Here is a 16755-nt window from a genome sequence, read left to right on the forward strand (position 1 = left end):
AAGGTTAGTTAGTTTGAACGATCAACTCACATTAGAAAGTCCGGTCGATACACGGACAGCAGCCACTTGCACAGGTAAACTGAGTGCCCTCGGCGATGCATTGTATGTCATCGGCGGGAAGTGGAAATTAAGGGTAATTATCGCATTGCGCGAAGGCCACAAGCGGTTTAACGAATTGCAGCGCACCATTCCCGGCATATCCGCCAGGGTGCTTTCAAATGAGTTGAAAGAACTGGAATTGAATGGTTTTTTGAAAAGAAAGGTGCAGACTGACCCTGTGGTGGTGATCGAATATGAGCTTACACCATACAGCGACACACTCACGCCCATACTCGACTCTCTTGTAATCTGGGGCGAAATGCACAAGGCGAAAATCCGCCAGGAATGGTCGGCTACTGCTCTGGCAGAGAAACAGTAATATGCCACATATCCCCCGAATTTGACACTTTTTCGGTTCCCCAAACGCCCGGCCCGCCGTCGGCTCGCAGGTATACGCCAAACACGAGTGTACTGATATTTGAGCCTTTCACCAATATGCTGCCGCAAGCCGCGCCATTATCACAGTTGCCGGTAATAGCACTTTTGTCGTGCAGGATTTTCGTTTGCGTATCGTCTACGATCAATTCCTTGGTTCCCGAAAGCTTGGTGACTGTCAGCGAAGGTGTCAATAATTCCAGCTCGGTAGCGAAACCCAGTCTCTGGTTACCGAAGTTGGTCGTGGCACCAAGTCCCATGATAGATAACACGGGATTACTCACCGGCCTACTGAATTGCAGGCGTAACTTGCCGTAATAATATCGGCTTGTATCTGTTTTGGGCGAATTGGCTGTCAGCAAAGGTTTTGCTGAGAGGAAGATCTGCACACCGGGATTTGCATACAAATTAACACCCTGACCTACCGGACCATTTGGATGTGCTGTAAAAATAGTGCGCGTGGTATCCGTAAAATAATAGTTGCTGTTCACAACCGGCACTGCTTTGAAATGCGTGCTGCTAGCTCCCGACGCCGCACCGAATGTCAGACCTGTAACGTGCTGGGGCACATTAATATACGTCTGATCATCGAAGCTGAATGTAAGCGAAAGCGACTCCTGAAGCTTTTGAAAATAGATCCCGCGGTCGGCGTTACCGTCACGGTTAAAAAAGAAACTAAGCGTTTGCGGAATCGATGTCGGCCCCTTCGGAACGGGCGGCTTATAGCTGTTGTTGACACCATCCTGCACAAATTCAAAAGTATGCTGTGCAAAAGCTGGTGAGATGGCTGCCAAACAAACGGGCAAGAGCAATGCAGCGCGTGACGCCAGTCTTGATAAAGAAAGCATGTGTGTTTATGAGTATCGTTGAGAATAACTGTTCGTGCCGGCAATATAGGATTTCTCGTCTTTCGTTGCCAACGTGTTTCCCGGCTAATTGTAATTTTTACAATAAAGTACAAAACGTTCCGGGATCAATACTATGTGTGTTGAAAATTTAATATTGCCTCGATATGAGCACATTACAAAAATTTCTATTGCTCAGCGGCACGATAATTCTTGAAGCAGAGCGACAACACGCTCATCGAGAGTTGGATTGAGATTCGAGAAGAGCCACCAGGGATGGATCACTGCACCCGCAGTTACCAGCTTGCGGATGATCGTTAAATGAGCCGGCATAACCCCCTCGTGCGTCGTAGCCCAAAGTGTTTGGTCCAGTACAGTGCCACCGAATTCATTCCTCGCTTCCAGCGGCGCTTTTCTATCCAGCAATATCTGCACAGTTTCAGAATAGCCGTAATAAGCGGCCCAATGCAGGGCAGTCCATTGCCTCAGGTCTCTGGCTGCGGGATTCATTCCATTGTCCAGGAAAAACGATACAACCTCAGCCTGGTTGTGCATAGCCGCCCACACAAAAGCCAGTTCCAGACTCTCGGAAGGCTTTATCGCATACCCGAGCCAGGGAATATGGATCACGCATTTGCCAGCAGCCGCTTTCCGATAGGAGTGAAAAAATCTGCTTACCAGGTCCGTGGATCCCATTGCGGCTGCTGTAACGATATTGTCGACCCGCGCCCCGCGCCTTACCAATGCTTTGGCCGCATCCGGATAGTGAAAACAAATGGCTGTAAGCAAAGGCGAGCAATTGTTATGGATCCCATCTACCGCAGCGCCCCAGTCGGCGAGTTTTTCTACCAAAGCAACCTGCAACCCAGCCTTTGCCGGGTGCACGCTCGACACGAGCAGGTCCAGGGTAGTACACCATTTTTGTCCATAAACAGAGGCGATTGCATCGGGTTCACTTCCCGATCGGAGCAGGATATCTGCCAGCTCGGGTGCATTGTCCGGTGTATGCTGCCGGAAAGCTTCGACGCCATTTGCGGCGATATAGTGCAGTAAGGTAGCCGAGTGGCTGCGCGAGGAGCGTGCTTTTACGATGTCAGGATCTGCTTCTATTATTCGGGTCAAGGCCGCGGGATCGCCCGAAACGATCGCGTCGGCCGCCTTTTCAAATCTGTATACCGCTGAATTTTCATCCGCCAATCCTATTATATGCTGCGCCAGCAGTTCAAAATTCTCAAATCCGTATTCCCGGGCCAGGATAATTTTTGCGTCGACAATCGAGAAGTTAGTCGCAGGATTGTTCAGTTCTGCTATTTTTCCGGGATCGGGATGGTATTTGAGTAGGTGTTGAACCGACTCTTCTTCTATCGACCGGCAGGCTTCAAGCAGCTTTTGTGCCTTTTTCTCATAGAAATCCAAGGTAGCGTCGGAAACCAGAGGTAACACGTCGGTGGTATTCATATGTATTGCAGAAGGTGAAGGTGCGCCGGTTAAGACGCACCCGTATGGAGCAGAAATTACGAACCTACCTCCATTTTGACAATAACAATGACCAGAAAATCCACGAACCGACGGGGCATTTTTCCCACAAACTTATTATTCGGTATAGCCTTTGAACCAGCGATACCCATACGCTTCCAAAGTGATCGTGTGCCTGCCTCGCTCGTCGAGTTTACTTTCAATATTGTTGTTGAGATCGATAAGCCTTGCAGCCCCCGCCTGCTTTTCAGGTACGACCAGTTCCAGCGACGTTTCCTTGAAATTATGCCAGATCAGCAGGATCTTGTTCCGCCAGGTATATTTCATACCCAATATTTCGGTAAAGCCGGTATCCATGATCTCCCATTCGCCATATCCGATCTCAGGACACTCTTTTCGAAGACGGATCAAAGTCGTCATCCAGTTTAGCAGCGAGCCCGGATCACGCCGCTGGTTTTCGACATTCGTATGTTCGTAAGCATAGTAACCTTCTGAGATAACGGGGTTTATTATTTCTTTTGATTTCGAGAAGCCCCCATTCTCGTCTCCTGTCCATTGCATCGGCGTTCGTACAGCCTCTCTTTCAGGAAGTGTGAGATCTTCGCCCATGCCGATTTCGTCTCCATATCGGATCACAGGGGTGCCCGGCAATGAGAACATCAGGCTGTAAGCGAGTTCAGTCTGCAGCCTGTTCCCAAGCATCGGTGAAAGTCGCCGCCTGATCCCACGGTGGTACAATTGCATATCTTCCTCAGGCCCAAACCTTTCAAAAACTTTCTCGCGCTCTTCTTCTGTGAGTCGACCCAGATCGAGTTCGTCGTGATTTCGCAGAAAATGGGCCCACTGGCTGTTTTTTGGAATGTCCTTGGTTTGCTCCAAAGCCTTGATCAGGGGCCGGGTATCATTGGTTGCGAGTGCGTAAAAAATATATTGATTGACAAAAAAATTGAACATCAGGTGGATACCGTCGCCCTCCTTGCCAAAATACTCTTTACTTTCTTCCGGTAATACATTCGCTTCGCCGAGCAAAACCGCATCGCCTCTTCTCCATTGCAAAAACTTGCGCATATCTTTCAGATACTCGAAGTGCATTGGCGGTTTTTCGACGCCGGGCGCGGGCGATTCGAGGATAAATGGTACCGCATCTACCCGGAAACCGGCAATCCCGAGTTCGAGCCAATAGCCCATGATCCGGGCGATTTCCTCCCTCACTTCCGGATTATCAGTGTTGAGATCGGGCTGGAATTCGTAAAATCTGTGAAAATAATAGGATTTCGTTTTCTTCTCCATCGTCCAGGTCGCCTTTTGGACGCCTGGGAAAACCATTCCTTTATTCCAGTCTTTCGGCCGCTTGTCCGACCAGATATACCAGTGCCTTTTCGGATTATCTTTGGAAGAACGCGCTTCCTGAAACCAACGGTGCTGATCAGAAGTGTGGTTTACAACCAGGTCAATAATCACCTTGATTCCCAGTTTGCGGGCTTTGTGAATGAACTCCACAAAATCGCCGCTGGATCCGTGCCGCGGGTCGACGCCGTAGAAGTCACTGATATCGTAACCATTGTCGCGGTTGGGAGTGGGTTGAAATGGCGCGAGCCAGATCGTGTCCAGCCCGAGCGCGTGTAAGTAATCTAATCGCCGGCAAAGCCCCTCAAAATCTCCGGTCCCGTCGTTGTTACCGTCCATGAAGGTTTCCAGGTCCAGACTATATATTACTGCATTTTTATACCAAAGGTCTTCGATCATTTTGCTATCGTTTTTTCAGTGGTTCTAAAAAAGCAGTGCCATTAAATGCATTTTTTCGATGCAATGCGCGATTCAGCCGATATCCAGGTGCACCCACTCAGCAATATCGGCGCTGTTATGCGTCACGATTTCAGGACTGTATATTTCGATAAACAACTGATTTTCCTGATCAAATTCGCCTTCACGCCATTCTTCTTCGTCACCGCGCCTGAACTTGACCTGTGCACCGTTTTCGGGTAATTCTGTATGTTTTTCCATAAAAAAGCTGGCAAATGCGGAACAACCGTCCCGCTCTGCCAGCTTCCCTACAAAATCTTGCCGGATCACTATTCCTGACTATACATATTGAATGCAAGCAAATGTTTTTTAAATATCGCCTCATATTGTGCGGCTTCCGGCTCCTGCTTCGCACGCTTGCATTCCTGAACGATCGTTTGCAGAATGAACAGGTCTACATTCACATCCCGATTTCGCTGACCATCCTTTTTCTTAACCCAGGTAAGATTATCGTCCGATCTCACTGCCATGATCCGCGCAGAATCAAGCGCTTTCTTATTCTCTCCCACATCAAACAAGGCACCTACAAAACCGACCGATACCTGATCAAACGGAATGGTATCGTCGGGCATCACGGCCATCGCCTTGTCGATCACCTGTCGGGCTTTATCCACGCGCTTTTCGGCGATCAGCTGCTGGGCAAGGCGCAAAAAGGATAGGCGGGCCGTGACCACGGGCGAGCCGCGGTAGGTATCGTCGTAATACACTTCGGGATTATTCATTTCCCGCCAGAAGGTTTTTTTCATTAAATTTTCAAACATAATATCTGAATTCACGTAGCCATCGTCCGCGCCAGGCACGCGCACGGGCAGCAGGCGGAAAGCATAACCTTCCATTTGTAAGTGCTCCTGTAAACCCAGATTCTGGGAAGATCCCATCGTAGAGGAGAAATACACGGGCCTTTTCCAATTGTTGCTAGCGATGATATCCAATATCACCAGGTCTCCTTTCAGTAAGTCCTTATTCCCGATCTTCCAGCTCATCGATTCGCTCAATAAGGGGTTCAGCTCCTCCTTAATAATGTTCATCGCCTTAACCTCGGCCACATTTACCGGCAAAAACAGATTTGATGAAGGCAGAATGGAAGTAACATCCCCACTGGTAAGCGGCACCTGGATCGCCTTGTTATCCTGCTGCACCAGTTCCAGGTATTCTTTCAGGTTAATACCATTTTTGACTGACGGTATTTCGTAAAACGGGATATACTCATTTTTACCCTTCGCATACGCATTACTATCCAGCGAAAGCGGCAATGCATCGGATTTGTTTATTTTCCGTTTTAACTGACTGATATACCAGTCGCTGCTCAGGAATGTCTGCACACAAACACGCACATCGGTTCTGAAACCCTCCACTTCCTGCACGTACCAAAGCGGGAATGTATCGTTATCTCCGCCCGTAAAAAGGATCGCATTCGGGGCGCAGGAGTTGAGCAGGTTCCGGGCGAAATCGACGGAATGATAGCGGTTGCTCCGGTCGTGGTCATCCCAGCCTTTGCCAACCAGGATCAACGGGACTGACAGGCTTGCTGCCACGGCAATTCCCGCCCGCGCCACATTGTTTTTGATCAGTTGCGCCAGCAAGCCAGCGATGGCCAGCACGCCCACGCCGATCCACATACAGAAAATATAAAACGACCCCACATATATATAGTCCCTTTCGCGCGGCTCGGTGGGTGGCGAATTGAGGTAAATAACAAGCGCGACACCGGTAAGCGCAAACAAAAAACCCAGCACGAGCAGATCCTTGCGGCTGCGGTAGTACATATATAGTAGCCCCGAAATCCCCAATAAGAAAGGTAGCATCAAAAAGTTGTTGTGTCCCCTGTTGCTCAGGATCGACTGCGGATACGACGATGCATTCCAGGGCAGCAAAGTGCCTGCTCCTTCGTGGTCACTTTCGCGGCCAACGAAATTCCAGAGAAAATAACGCCAGTACATGTGTCCGAGCTGGTGAGAGAACAAATAGGAGATATTGTGCTGCAGCGTTGGTTTTTCGCCTTCTGCAAGTCCCGTCATTTGCTTGTAAAGTTCAGGGTGGCCAGGCAGGGAACTGTACATTCTGGGCAGTATCATTTTACTTCCTGGCTCGTATTCATAAATCGGGCGGTAGTCGGTCACCACATATTTACCGTCCTTTTTTGTGTAAACGGGCTCTCCCCTTTTCTGGTTGATCGCATTGGAAACAAACGAAGGGCCGTACAGCAGCGGCCTGCTTTCATACTGTTCCCTTTTCAGATAGGAGACAAAACGTAGTACATTACTCGGATCATTTTCATTAATAGGCGGATTGTACCCCGACCGCACCAGCACCAGCATATAGGAAGAATACCCAACCAATACGAATGCGAGGGACAAAAGCGCCGTATTGAGGAGCACTTTTTCGCTTTTATGCGAATACCTGGTCCCCCATGCCAGCGAGCCGATAAATAGGATTACAAAAAATGCGATACCCACATTATAAGGCGTACCAAGCGTATTGACAAAGAAAATCTCAAACTTACCCGCCAGCTCCGGCAGCCCCGGGATAATGCCCGCATTGATAATACCTAATATTAAAAGCCCTGTCAGAAAGGCAATTGTACCGCCGAGCATACCGGGGTTGGGATATTTTTTGAAATAATAAACAAGTGCGAGCGCCGGGATAGTAACGAGGTTGAGCAAATGCACGCCGATAGACAACCCGACGAGGTAGGCGGTAAAGATCATCCACCGGTTTTCGGTAGCGGGATCTTCTGTCCGTTCCCACTGAAATACGGCCCAGATCACGATTGCGGTAAAAAAGGAGGACATTCCGTACACCTCCGCCTCAACTGCCGAAAACCAGAATGAGTCGGACCAGGCGTAGGCCAGCGCGCCGGTTACCCCTGATCCCAGTACCAGAACCGTTTCAGACACGCCCAGCTCCTGTTCCTTCTTGCCTACCAGTTTTACAGTCAGCAATACGATGGTTTTAAACAAAAAGAAAACAGTGAATGCGCTGCTCAATACCGCGACCATATTGACCCAATAGGCAACTTTGGTAAGATCCCCGAATGCAAGCAGAGAGAAAATACGGCCGACCAAAAGAAAAAACGGCGCGCCCGGCGGGTGCGGGACCTGCAATTTAAATGCACAGGCTATGAATTCGCCACAGTCCCAGAAGCTGGCTGTGCGCTCCATCGTCATTACATAGGTGATCAGCGCGAGCAAGAACACGCTCCAACTGGTTACCAGGTTGAGTTTGCGGAAAGATGTCATAATGAACAGTTTTGGATCAAGGTCAGACGAGATCCAAAACTATTCAATGGCTTCGGGGAAGCTGTCGGCGGGAATCTTAAAAAAAGTTAACCGGCGGCGCAAACAGGTGTTCTTTAACTTTCTTTAACAACACCGGTCCATCCCGGACCGAAGCGCCGGAAACTGCGTGACTTATCTGCTGACAATGTAATGGATACTATAAATGATAGAAGTCCATAGAATCGATCCGGCAATGACGGTGAAGATTACCGCGCCGACGATAGAAAAATCCTTTGCGTTAGAGTGGGTTATCAAGGTTCTCATCTCGGTAATAGCTGCTTTTTATATATTTCTACCTTTTTGAATAATTCGAGAATGTTGTTGACTTCGAGCTTGTCGAAGATTCTTGCTTTATAGGTACTTACTGTGCTTTCCTTGATATTAAGCTCGGTCGCAATGTCTTTGGTCCACTTCCCGATCAGCAGCATATCCATGATTTCGAGCTCCCTGTTGGATAAAGTTTCAACCGGGCTTTGCTTACTGTCTTTCTCCAGCAAGCTGTTACTGACAAGCTGATGCTGGATCACGTTGCTGATATACGTTCCGCCTCCGAGAACAGATGTGATCGCCTTTTCTAATTCTTCATTGGAAGCATCCTTCGGCAAATAGCCGTTTGCTCCTGCCTTAAAATAATGCAAGGCGTACAATTCTTCATCCTGAGATGAAAACACTAAAACCTTTACGCGCGACTGAATATCCTTGATCTTGCCGATCATATCGAACCCTTCGCCTCCCGGAATTTTTATATCCAATATGACCAGATCAAAAAATCGGGTCTGCAATTGTTTTAGCGTTTCATTGAAAGTAGCGGCCTCTACAATCGTGACATTCGAAATAAAATCCTCGATCAGCAACCGCACGCCCATTCTGACAATCGAATGATCCTCAACTAGTAAAACTGTTTTCATCAATAATATCTTTCATATTAACTCAGTTTTAAAGTTAATGGAATGCTACGAATTCTGTTTGTAGAAAATTAGCTACCTGGATTATTTTTGGAAAAAATGATATGTATCGCTGTGCCCCTGGGTTCAAACGGGACCGCCAGTAGTTTGACCCTGATCAGTGTGCTGATTTCCTTGACGATCAGCAACCCCATTCCGAAGCTTTGCGGATTATCATCAGGCCCCGGAACCTTCGCCTGGCTGTTGATCCAGTTCCTGATCTCCGGGTTCATTCCCTGCCCGTCGTCACATACGATCAGGTGCAGCTCATTGCGATGATCTTCGACTTTTACAATAATATTCCCGTGCGACGTAACCTTGTTTGCATTGTCGATCAGGTTATGCAATATGATACCGACAAGCTGTAAGTTACTTTTCACGATCACACCCGGGCTCACTTCGTTGACCAGCGTATTGGACTGGTTGACAGCCTGCGCGGAAAAGATCTCGAATTTCTGCGCAACCAGTTCATTCAGATCCATATATGAGAAAGTGATCCCGGTATTCTTGTACCTGAACTCGGTATATTCGAGAAGATTTTTCATGAAATTATACAGCCTGTAACTCGACTGGCTGATCGCCCGGACCGTAGGCAGGTCGGGATAGCTTGTTGCCAGCCGCCCGGTTGTGATCATTAAAAAGCGCAGCGGGCTTTTGATATCATGCGAAATACTGGCCAGTAAATGCATTTGATGGATCATTTCCTCCTTTTGCTTTTGCTGTAAATCCTGCTGCAACCCAAGGTTTGCCGTCAGCTCCACGGTTCGCGCATCAAGCGTACGGATGGTTTCATTAAATGAACTGAAAAAGTAATAATGGATCAGGATGAGGAAGATCAGGTCATTAATAAGCAGCAGACCAACCGCAATTTTGACCGACCCGGCCGCGCCCAGTGGAATTGAAGAACCGACTGTGTGACCGGTGAGCAAAAAGGTTAAGAATGCCAGCAACACAATGAAAGAATAGATGACGCCCCATCGGCTCCCAAGTCCATAAAAAGCGCAAACGATCAGGATTACAGCATATTGCAGCGTAACAAGGCTGATAAAATTGTCGACCAGGAGCAAATTCCCCCAGATGATCAACATGAATATCATCACGGCCGTATGAATAGCCTTTTTCCATGGCAGCCCCATTGAAAGCGCCACATAAAACAGAATAGAAGTAACGAGAAGCCCCGCGACGCGGATTGTTTGCTGTGAATAGTCACCAGAGAGATAAAATACCAGTAATATCGCCATCGAAAGTATTCTCAGATGAAGAATATAAGCCAGTACTTTTATACGAAGACGGTTTAGTGTGTTTGTTTCAGTCGCCAGTTGCTTTCGGACCGGCCATTCTAAAAATGCTAAACTCATGCGCGGGGTTTTATGTGATCGCACTGTTGTACCCTTATGCCTATACGGAAGACAATGCATAAGGTACAGAAATAGGCTGACTGATGTTAAATCGATATAACGTCAATTTGAATTCATATCAATACGCTTTGTCAGCTAAATCTACTTGCCCGACACACGTTGATAACTGACAAGCGCACTCGATGTCAAGAAACGAAACTATCAGAAATATAAAAAACGAAACATGAATTGTAGAGAAATTACTACAAGATAAAAAAGGGTGACCGACACCGAAAAATGAACGGGTGTCGTATAATTGTGACTAATTATTGGTCTTAATTAAGAAATCGTCATTCAAACGACTATAATCTGATCCGGGGCCGAATCGAAATTTGTTATAAACGTTGAGTATATCTTACACCTTCCGGTAGCTACCGCGAAGGTGTTTTGTTATATAGCGTTGAATCACAGATATAAAAATGAGGAACGAGAGCGGATAGTGTTGCGCCAGGTTGAGCGCGGTATTAATTTTTCGAAGAGACGCTTGGCAGACAGGGCAATGCTATTAAACTGTTTTGTCAGGATTTTCCCGCTGCATTTTTTTCGCTTTTTTCACTTCGCCCGGCGTAAATTCTCCATTGATCCACCTTACGAAATTTTTTGATTGAACCTGATATACCTGAGCTGACAAAGGTTTCAGATCCGATTTCTCAATTTCTAACAGATAGTCCGCGAGGAGTCTCTTAATTTCTTCCAAATACTTACTCTGTGTTTTCATGCTGAATTATTATGGGGTTTACTGACAAAAAGAATTTTTCCAATGCGGAAGTTGGCATTTCAGTGATCCAACCAGCTGCAATTATAATTTATTCGTTTTATTCAGTTTTGCTTTTTGTGGTGACCTCGGCAAAATCAAGGGTTAAGCCGGCGGTTCATGGGGCGGTTTGCACACCCCATATCAACAAAAAGCGGTACCGCCAGCGCAAAGCCCGGCAGTACCGCAAATTTCTGGCTAATAGTATGGTTACTTCTTCTGACGTAAATACACGTTGTTACTGATCGATTCAAGTCGCACGTCCGGCCCGCCGCCTTGAATGGTACCTTCGAGCAGGTAGCCCACAATCGGATTCTTCTCTTTTTTGTTCTTAAAATCAATATTTAAATCTGAATATACCTCACCGGTAATCGTTTTCATGGCGATATTCGCGCCTTTGGTACCCGGCCAGTTCATATCCACGTAACCGCTGATGGTTTTGGCAGATACCGGCGAACTCGCACCTTCAATGTCAATATTGCCGTCGATCGTTTCCAGTTTGAGCTGCGCATTTTTTGGCAGGAATACCTGATAGTGAATGGTTTTGCACAAATAGCGTGACTTGCCTTCTTTATTGGTCCAGCGACCCTTTTTCGTTTCCGGACAGTCTGATTCCAAGCTACCGTCGAGTATTTTCTCATCGAGATCAGTACTCAATTTTACCTCGTCGGAAGTTTGACTTTCCCTGATCACCAGCGCGTCATTAAGCCGGCCACCGTTGATGGTAATATCCATTTTTACGAGCGCCTCGTCTTTGTCCCAGTAACGCACCTTGATGCTGTCAGCGAATTTCAGTTCGAGATTTACGATCTGTCCGCTTTTGTAAGGCAAAGTCTTGTCAATCTTTTTCTGGGCAAATAATGTGGTAGTAAACAAGCAGATGCAGATTATTCTGAAAAGATTTTTCATGTTCATGGCGGTTTATTTCTGTTTACGGATATAGATATTGCTGCTGATCGAGTTGAGCTGTAATTCAACCCCTCCTCCATTGGTACTACCCTCAATGTTGCTCGCGCCGCCCAGCCGGGAAAGCCCGTCTTTCGAATTTTTCACACCCAGCTCAAAGTCCGTGTACATTTCGCCGTTGATCGACCTCAGCTTCATGTTCGACTTCGTTGCAGCTGGCAGCGACACATCAATCTCACCGCTGATACACGAAATGGCGGTTGGCTTCGCCTGGCTCAGGTTGGAGAATACCACATTGATATTTCCGTTTGTACTGTTTGCCACCACCGGTCCCGTCACTTTGTTCAAATTGATATTCGCCCCGTTCGTGCGGATTTCCAGGTCGCCGTCCATATTGTTGATAACCAGATTAGAAGTCCCCTGCCAGCTCGTCTCCTGAAATAACACAGCGACCTGCTTTGGTACGCGGATCGTATATTTGGCTTCCTTGCGCGCCACCTTTTCGATCTTGAGGCCGTTGCTTTCATTGGTAACCGCCAGCCCTATTCCGGTGTTGTCCACACTGGTGTGATACAATGGTTTCAGCCCTTTCGCCCGCTCAGGCGGCGCCTCGTAACCCGCTGAGGCCTGGATCACGATCTCGTCGGTATTGCTTCCTTCGATCTTCACGTCGGCAGCCGCCATTTCTATCACCACTCTTTTGTCCTTCGAGTTGGCTAGTTTGGCCTTAAATTCGTGGGTCTGCGCGCTGGCGCCGGTAAGGCACAGCAATACACCCACACTCACTAACAGTGCTTTTTTCATGGTTTTTGATAAAATTATTTACTTAAATCGATTGGAAACTAATTCTTACAAGCTCTGGACGTGCGTATTACTGAGCTCTCCTATTCCCTGCTCCGCTCTGAGGCGGACCACCTCCATATTCTTCCCATTTCGGGCAAGTTGCTGAAACTGCTCGCTGGCGCGTTTTTCCCGGATAGCAACCAGCGCCTCGATCAGCAATATCTGGATATTGGGATCAGTCTGGATAGATAACGAGTGGATCAGTGCCTCGTTTACCTGCGGCTCATTTTCGAAATGTACCAGCGCCTGGCAGGCTGCGAGCCTGACATTTATATTCGGGTCAAAATTGAGGGTATTGATTAAAAGCTGGGTGGTTTCCGTATCCACATTCGTTAGTTCATAACTTTGGTTTACTGCCTGAATCCGCTCGCTGGCTGAGGTAGAAGCCATTTTTTCGAATGCCAGCGCATTCTTTATCGCGTGCCGCGGTACTTCGTCGGCTGATCCTGCGACGCGATCACCGCTTCTGTCAGAGCCCTTTTGCAAAACATACCCGCCCGCAAAACCGACCAGCAACAAGGCTAATCCAGCCGCTATTTGCACGATCCAGCTTGTAAACCTCCGCACCGGCCCCTGCTGCGGCGGGTCCAGCCGGGCAGCCAGCGCACCTGTGAAAGTAAGCGACGGGTATTCTTCACGTGCCGCCGCAAAATAGCCGAATTGCGCCGCGTGACTTTCCAGATCTTTCGGTACATTTTCCTCCCTGAAAAATCTTTTCAATTCTTTTTCTTCCTCCGTGCTGGTTTCTCCTTCGTAGTATTTTTCCAGCAATTTTTCAATGCTCATTTTCATAATTACTTGCTTTAAGATAGCTCTCCCTCAGTTTCTGCCTCGCTCTTGAAAGGATCACCCGAATGTTGGCATTCGTCAAACCCGTCACTTCTTCAATCTCTTCGAAAGAATACTCTTCTACATCGCGCAAATGCAACACCAGCTTGTGTTGCTCCGGCAGTCCGCCGATCAGCTGGTGGATAAGACGGGAACTGTCGCTGCTTTCGAGCAGCGCATAAGGCGACTGTTCCTTCGCGTGCACTTCCGAAATGTCAGTGCCGCCTTCCGTTTTCTGGTTTCGATGCGATTTTAACCTGTCCAGACAAAGGTTTTTGGTCATCTGCACTGCCAGCGCATCGATGCTTTGGTAAGTTTCGAGCTGCTGCCTGTTAGTCCACAACCTGAGCAACACATCCTGGATCGCGTCCTCTGCCTCTTCGCGGTTACGAAGAAACATTTGCGCCAGTCGGAACAGGCGCCCCTGAACGGGCAAAATGCGTTGGTTGAAGGTTTGTAAATCCATTTCAATGACAAAGACGACCGGGCACCGGATTCGTTACAGCAAGACTGCATATTTTTTTCCGGCCCGTTCCGTCACGAACAGAAAGCGTCCATTTAGAGACAGGATATCTTTGAGAAAGTGCTATTTTAATGCAGGAATTGAAGGTTTATCAGCGAATTTTTATTTCTGCCATTATCCCGCCATTGTTGGTCTTGTCACCAACAAACGTGCGACTGAGATGCCGGTGACAACACCGGCATTGGCTTTTAAAGTAACACCCTATAATTTGACGAAAGCTATGAAACTCTTTACTCTCGCACTCTTCACGTTCAGTATCGCAAATGCTTTTGCGCAAAACCGGGCAGACTGTTCGTCACAAGCTGTCCGCGATAGTTTATTTGGTATTTATTCTGAGAGAGCTGAAAATTACCCCATCGAGCATCCTAGCAGGGTGCAGATTTTCGATTCACTGATTTCAATTTGCCCGAATATCTCAGAGGCTTACCAGGAAAAAGCGTTTTCCTTTATCGCTACCAAAGATTTTGAAAAGCTTTTTGAGAATATTGACAAAGCCGTCGAGCTTGAACCCAATCGCTGGCTACCCTACCGTGGCTATTTGCATTGTATTTTGGCAAAAAACTATGACAAGGCAATCGCCGATTTTGAAGCCGCCGAGCAAATGATGCCGCACGCATTTACGATGGACCACACATTTTCGTTTTTCATCGCGATGGCCTATTTGCAGTCAGGTGAGCTTGAAAAGGCCGAGGTGTATTTTCAAAAAGATATGGCGACGCAAAAAAGAGGCGAAGGCAGGAATGACATTCACTACAATACCCTGCTCTATTCCGGAATTGCGTATTACCTGGGCAATGAACTGGACAAAGCGCAGGCCAGGTTCAGCGAGTGTTTACAGCAATACGAGCAGCACCCGACGGCCAATTATTACATGGGGCTCGTGCTAAAAGTGACAGGTAACAAACAGTACCAGGTCTATTTTCAGAAATCCCGACAATATTTGGAAGACGGTTATAAGATCAATGAGCCCAATTCTCATTTTGTACCCTATCCCAGCCAAGTTACTCTCGCCGACCTGGACGCAAACTGATCATGAAAATTTCGCTTCTACCCAAAGTGCCGTGAAGCAAATGAGTATCAAAGCGAACCAAAACCAATCCGGAAGTCGGGTATGAATACTCTTCAATTTTCCATCTTTCCGTTCCAGCCCGGAAAGTTGCTTTTCATAAGCAGCTACAAAATCCCTAACCTGCGCCGTTTTAACATAATCCGACGATTTTTCGACAAAGAGTTCTGTATTTAAAGAATCCTCCAAGCCAACCCAGCCTCCCGCGGAAGGAATAAATATGCCATTTTTTGTTTTTTCGTTAAATGGAGAGCCCCTTGTAAAAAGTGAGTCACTACCCCATTTTACCAGTTTATTTATTTTTGAGTTACTGATCTTAATGTGGTTTTTGGCGCCGGCGATCACCGGTGCGACGATATTCACATTGTTTTCCTGGGGTGGGCGCAGATATGCGAATATTTTGTTCCAAACATTTTGATAACCTACACTATCGCCGGCCAGTTGCATCGGAAAAGTCTCATTAAGCAGACTTACCGCCACTTTTCCACCCCGCTTCTCCACTGCAACAGGATAATCCGGGATCTGCAACTGGTTTCCCGACGGGCTTAAACTGTAAGGAAGCGCGCTGAGTGTATTCGAGATGTTGATCGCAGATTCATTAGAAACCTTACGAACCTGAAAATGAGTGCCCAAGGCAGCATTGATCAACTGCATTTCGCTTGAAGGATCCTGAAATCCCATAAACAAAACACTCGCGCCGTTTTCCACAGCTTTTTTTATAGCAGCATTCTTCGCGTTATCAGGACTGGTTATGAAAAGGTCGGGAGCCGCCGCATTGTTGATCCGGACCGAAGCGGTCAGATCTTTTGAAATCCTCGCATCGTAGCTTACTGCATTACCATTCTTACCCAGCCACGAAGCAAGGTTACGCGACTCAAAATCAGGACTGTCCAGTATAAAACGAACCGTTAATGAATCTGCTTTCCGAGCAAAGAAGCGCAGTGTATCGACTGTTGTGTTGGCCAGATGAAGTACGACCGCAGTTCGCCCCTCGGCAAATGCAGGAAAACTTAGTTTGAAATCGTTTATCCCCGGATTCAGAACCACACTGTCCACTGCATTCGCTCCGAAAGAAACCTTTAAAACCTGATTTTTAGAAGATTCGACACTTCCCCTCAGCACCTGCATTTCGCCTTTATTCAAAACACCTTTCCAACTCAACTGTCGAAGTTGATCCGATTTGAAATAGGGAATCCATTTCACAAAAGGATGCCGGCCCGACTTCTGCAAATCGCTGAATATAAGATCAGGAATATCCTGTCCTAAAAGCACGAGGGTATCTAAAACCTTCTTTCTAAGTAACTTGGGAGCGACCAATTCGCTATTTGGCAGACTATCGGTCAATCTCCGCGCCACTTCGTATGGTACATCTTTTCCCGCGATAATCCCGGTAAGTGATTGCACGGGCCGGTTGAAATAGGGCTGCAAAACAAATGCAAGCAGAGAAAACCAAAGCAATACATTCAATGCAACTTTCAGAACACTCCTGCTACCCGACAAGCGCACATTATTCCTGAATAACAGCCACAATTGCAGCGGCAGCAGCGCAACCACAACAACCAGCAAAACCAGGCTCAACGTATCCGACCAGTCAAAATCAAATTGGATCATTCACAAC

Annotated in this window: 15 protein-coding genes; 2 read left to right on the top strand and 13 right to left on the bottom strand. The window is 47.4% G+C overall.

Annotated elements, in window-relative coordinates:
* Window positions 1-13 precede the first annotated feature (13 nt).
* On the top strand, window positions 14-418 hold the full coding sequence (locus KOD92_RS02175) for a winged helix-turn-helix transcriptional regulator (RefSeq protein WP_215231878.1): 405 nt from the start codon (window positions 14-16) through the stop codon (window positions 416-418).
* Here KOD92_RS02175 and KOD92_RS02180 read toward each other — a convergent pair.
* From KOD92_RS02180 to KOD92_RS02235, 12 genes are all read right to left on the bottom strand, one after another.
* Complete coding sequence (locus KOD92_RS02180; protein ID WP_229254486.1) at window positions 393-1322, bottom strand: hypothetical protein; 930 nt, start codon at window positions 1320-1322, stop codon at window positions 393-395. The genes KOD92_RS02175 and KOD92_RS02180 overlap by 26 nt on opposite strands.
* A 192-nt stretch (window positions 1323-1514) precedes the next feature.
* Window positions 1515-2777 carry an ankyrin repeat domain-containing protein gene (locus tag KOD92_RS02185; RefSeq protein WP_215231879.1) on the bottom strand — a complete coding sequence of 421 codons (1263 nt, stop codon included), beginning with the start codon at window positions 2775-2777 and terminating at the stop codon, window positions 1515-1517.
* A 135-nt stretch (window positions 2778-2912) separates the two neighbouring features.
* A complete protein-coding gene (locus KOD92_RS02190) occupies window positions 2913-4541 on the bottom strand; it encodes an alpha-amylase family protein (RefSeq protein WP_215231880.1) in 1629 nt (542 codons plus the stop codon).
* 72 nt (window positions 4542-4613) lie between these two features.
* Window positions 4614-4799, bottom strand: coding sequence for a hypothetical protein (locus KOD92_RS02195; protein WP_215231881.1), 186 nt, complete (start codon window positions 4797-4799; stop codon window positions 4614-4616).
* Window positions 4800-4867: 68 nt separating this feature from the next.
* On the bottom strand, window positions 4868-7837 hold the full coding sequence (locus KOD92_RS02200) for a glycosyltransferase family 117 protein (RefSeq protein ID WP_215231882.1): 2970 nt from the start codon (window positions 7835-7837) through the stop codon (window positions 4868-4870).
* 299 nt (window positions 7838-8136) lie between these two features.
* Window positions 8137-8784, bottom strand: a complete 648-nt coding sequence (locus KOD92_RS02205) for a response regulator (RefSeq protein WP_215231883.1) — start codon at window positions 8782-8784, stop codon at window positions 8137-8139.
* Window positions 8785-8852: 68 nt separating this feature from the next.
* Entirely contained in the window at window positions 8853-10178 is a 1326-nt protein-coding gene (locus KOD92_RS02210) for a sensor histidine kinase (RefSeq protein ID WP_215231884.1), read from the bottom strand.
* 544 nt (window positions 10179-10722) lie between these two features.
* Entirely contained in the window at window positions 10723-10935 is a 213-nt protein-coding gene (locus KOD92_RS02215) for a hypothetical protein (protein WP_215231885.1), read from the bottom strand.
* Between the two features lie 246 nt (window positions 10936-11181).
* Window positions 11182-11880: a DUF4097 domain-containing protein gene (locus KOD92_RS02220; RefSeq protein ID WP_215231886.1), complete on the bottom strand. Its 699-nt coding sequence runs from the start codon at window positions 11878-11880 to the stop codon at window positions 11182-11184.
* A gap of 12 nt (window positions 11881-11892) precedes the next feature.
* The gene (locus KOD92_RS02225) at window positions 11893-12681 is read right to left on the bottom strand and encodes a DUF4097 family beta strand repeat-containing protein (protein WP_215231887.1); all 789 of its coding nucleotides are present in this window, start codon (window positions 12679-12681) and stop codon (window positions 11893-11895) included.
* A 45-nt stretch (window positions 12682-12726) separates the two neighbouring features.
* The gene (locus KOD92_RS02230) at window positions 12727-13512 is read right to left on the bottom strand and encodes a HEAT repeat domain-containing protein (RefSeq protein WP_215231888.1); all 786 of its coding nucleotides are present in this window, start codon (window positions 13510-13512) and stop codon (window positions 12727-12729) included.
* Complete coding sequence (locus tag KOD92_RS02235; RefSeq protein WP_215231889.1) at window positions 13496-14014, bottom strand: RNA polymerase sigma factor; 519 nt, start codon at window positions 14012-14014, stop codon at window positions 13496-13498. Before KOD92_RS02235 ends, KOD92_RS02230 begins: the two co-directional genes overlap by 17 nt.
* Before the next feature lie 4 nt (window positions 14015-14018).
* Between KOD92_RS02235 and KOD92_RS02240 the strand changes: the two genes are divergently transcribed.
* Complete coding sequence (locus KOD92_RS02240) at window positions 14019-15101, top strand: tetratricopeptide repeat protein (RefSeq protein WP_215231890.1); 1083 nt, start codon at window positions 14019-14021, stop codon at window positions 15099-15101.
* Here KOD92_RS02240 and KOD92_RS02245 read toward each other — a convergent pair whose 3' ends face one another.
* Window positions 15102-16748, bottom strand: a complete 1647-nt coding sequence (locus KOD92_RS02245; RefSeq protein ID WP_215231891.1) for a hypothetical protein — start codon at window positions 16746-16748, stop codon at window positions 15102-15104.
* Between the last annotated feature and the right edge of the window lie 7 nt (window positions 16749-16755).

Origin of the sequence: Dyadobacter linearis (genome assembly GCF_907165045.1) — a bacterium.
Lineage (GTDB): Bacteria > Bacteroidota > Bacteroidia > Cytophagales > Spirosomataceae > Dyadobacter > Dyadobacter linearis.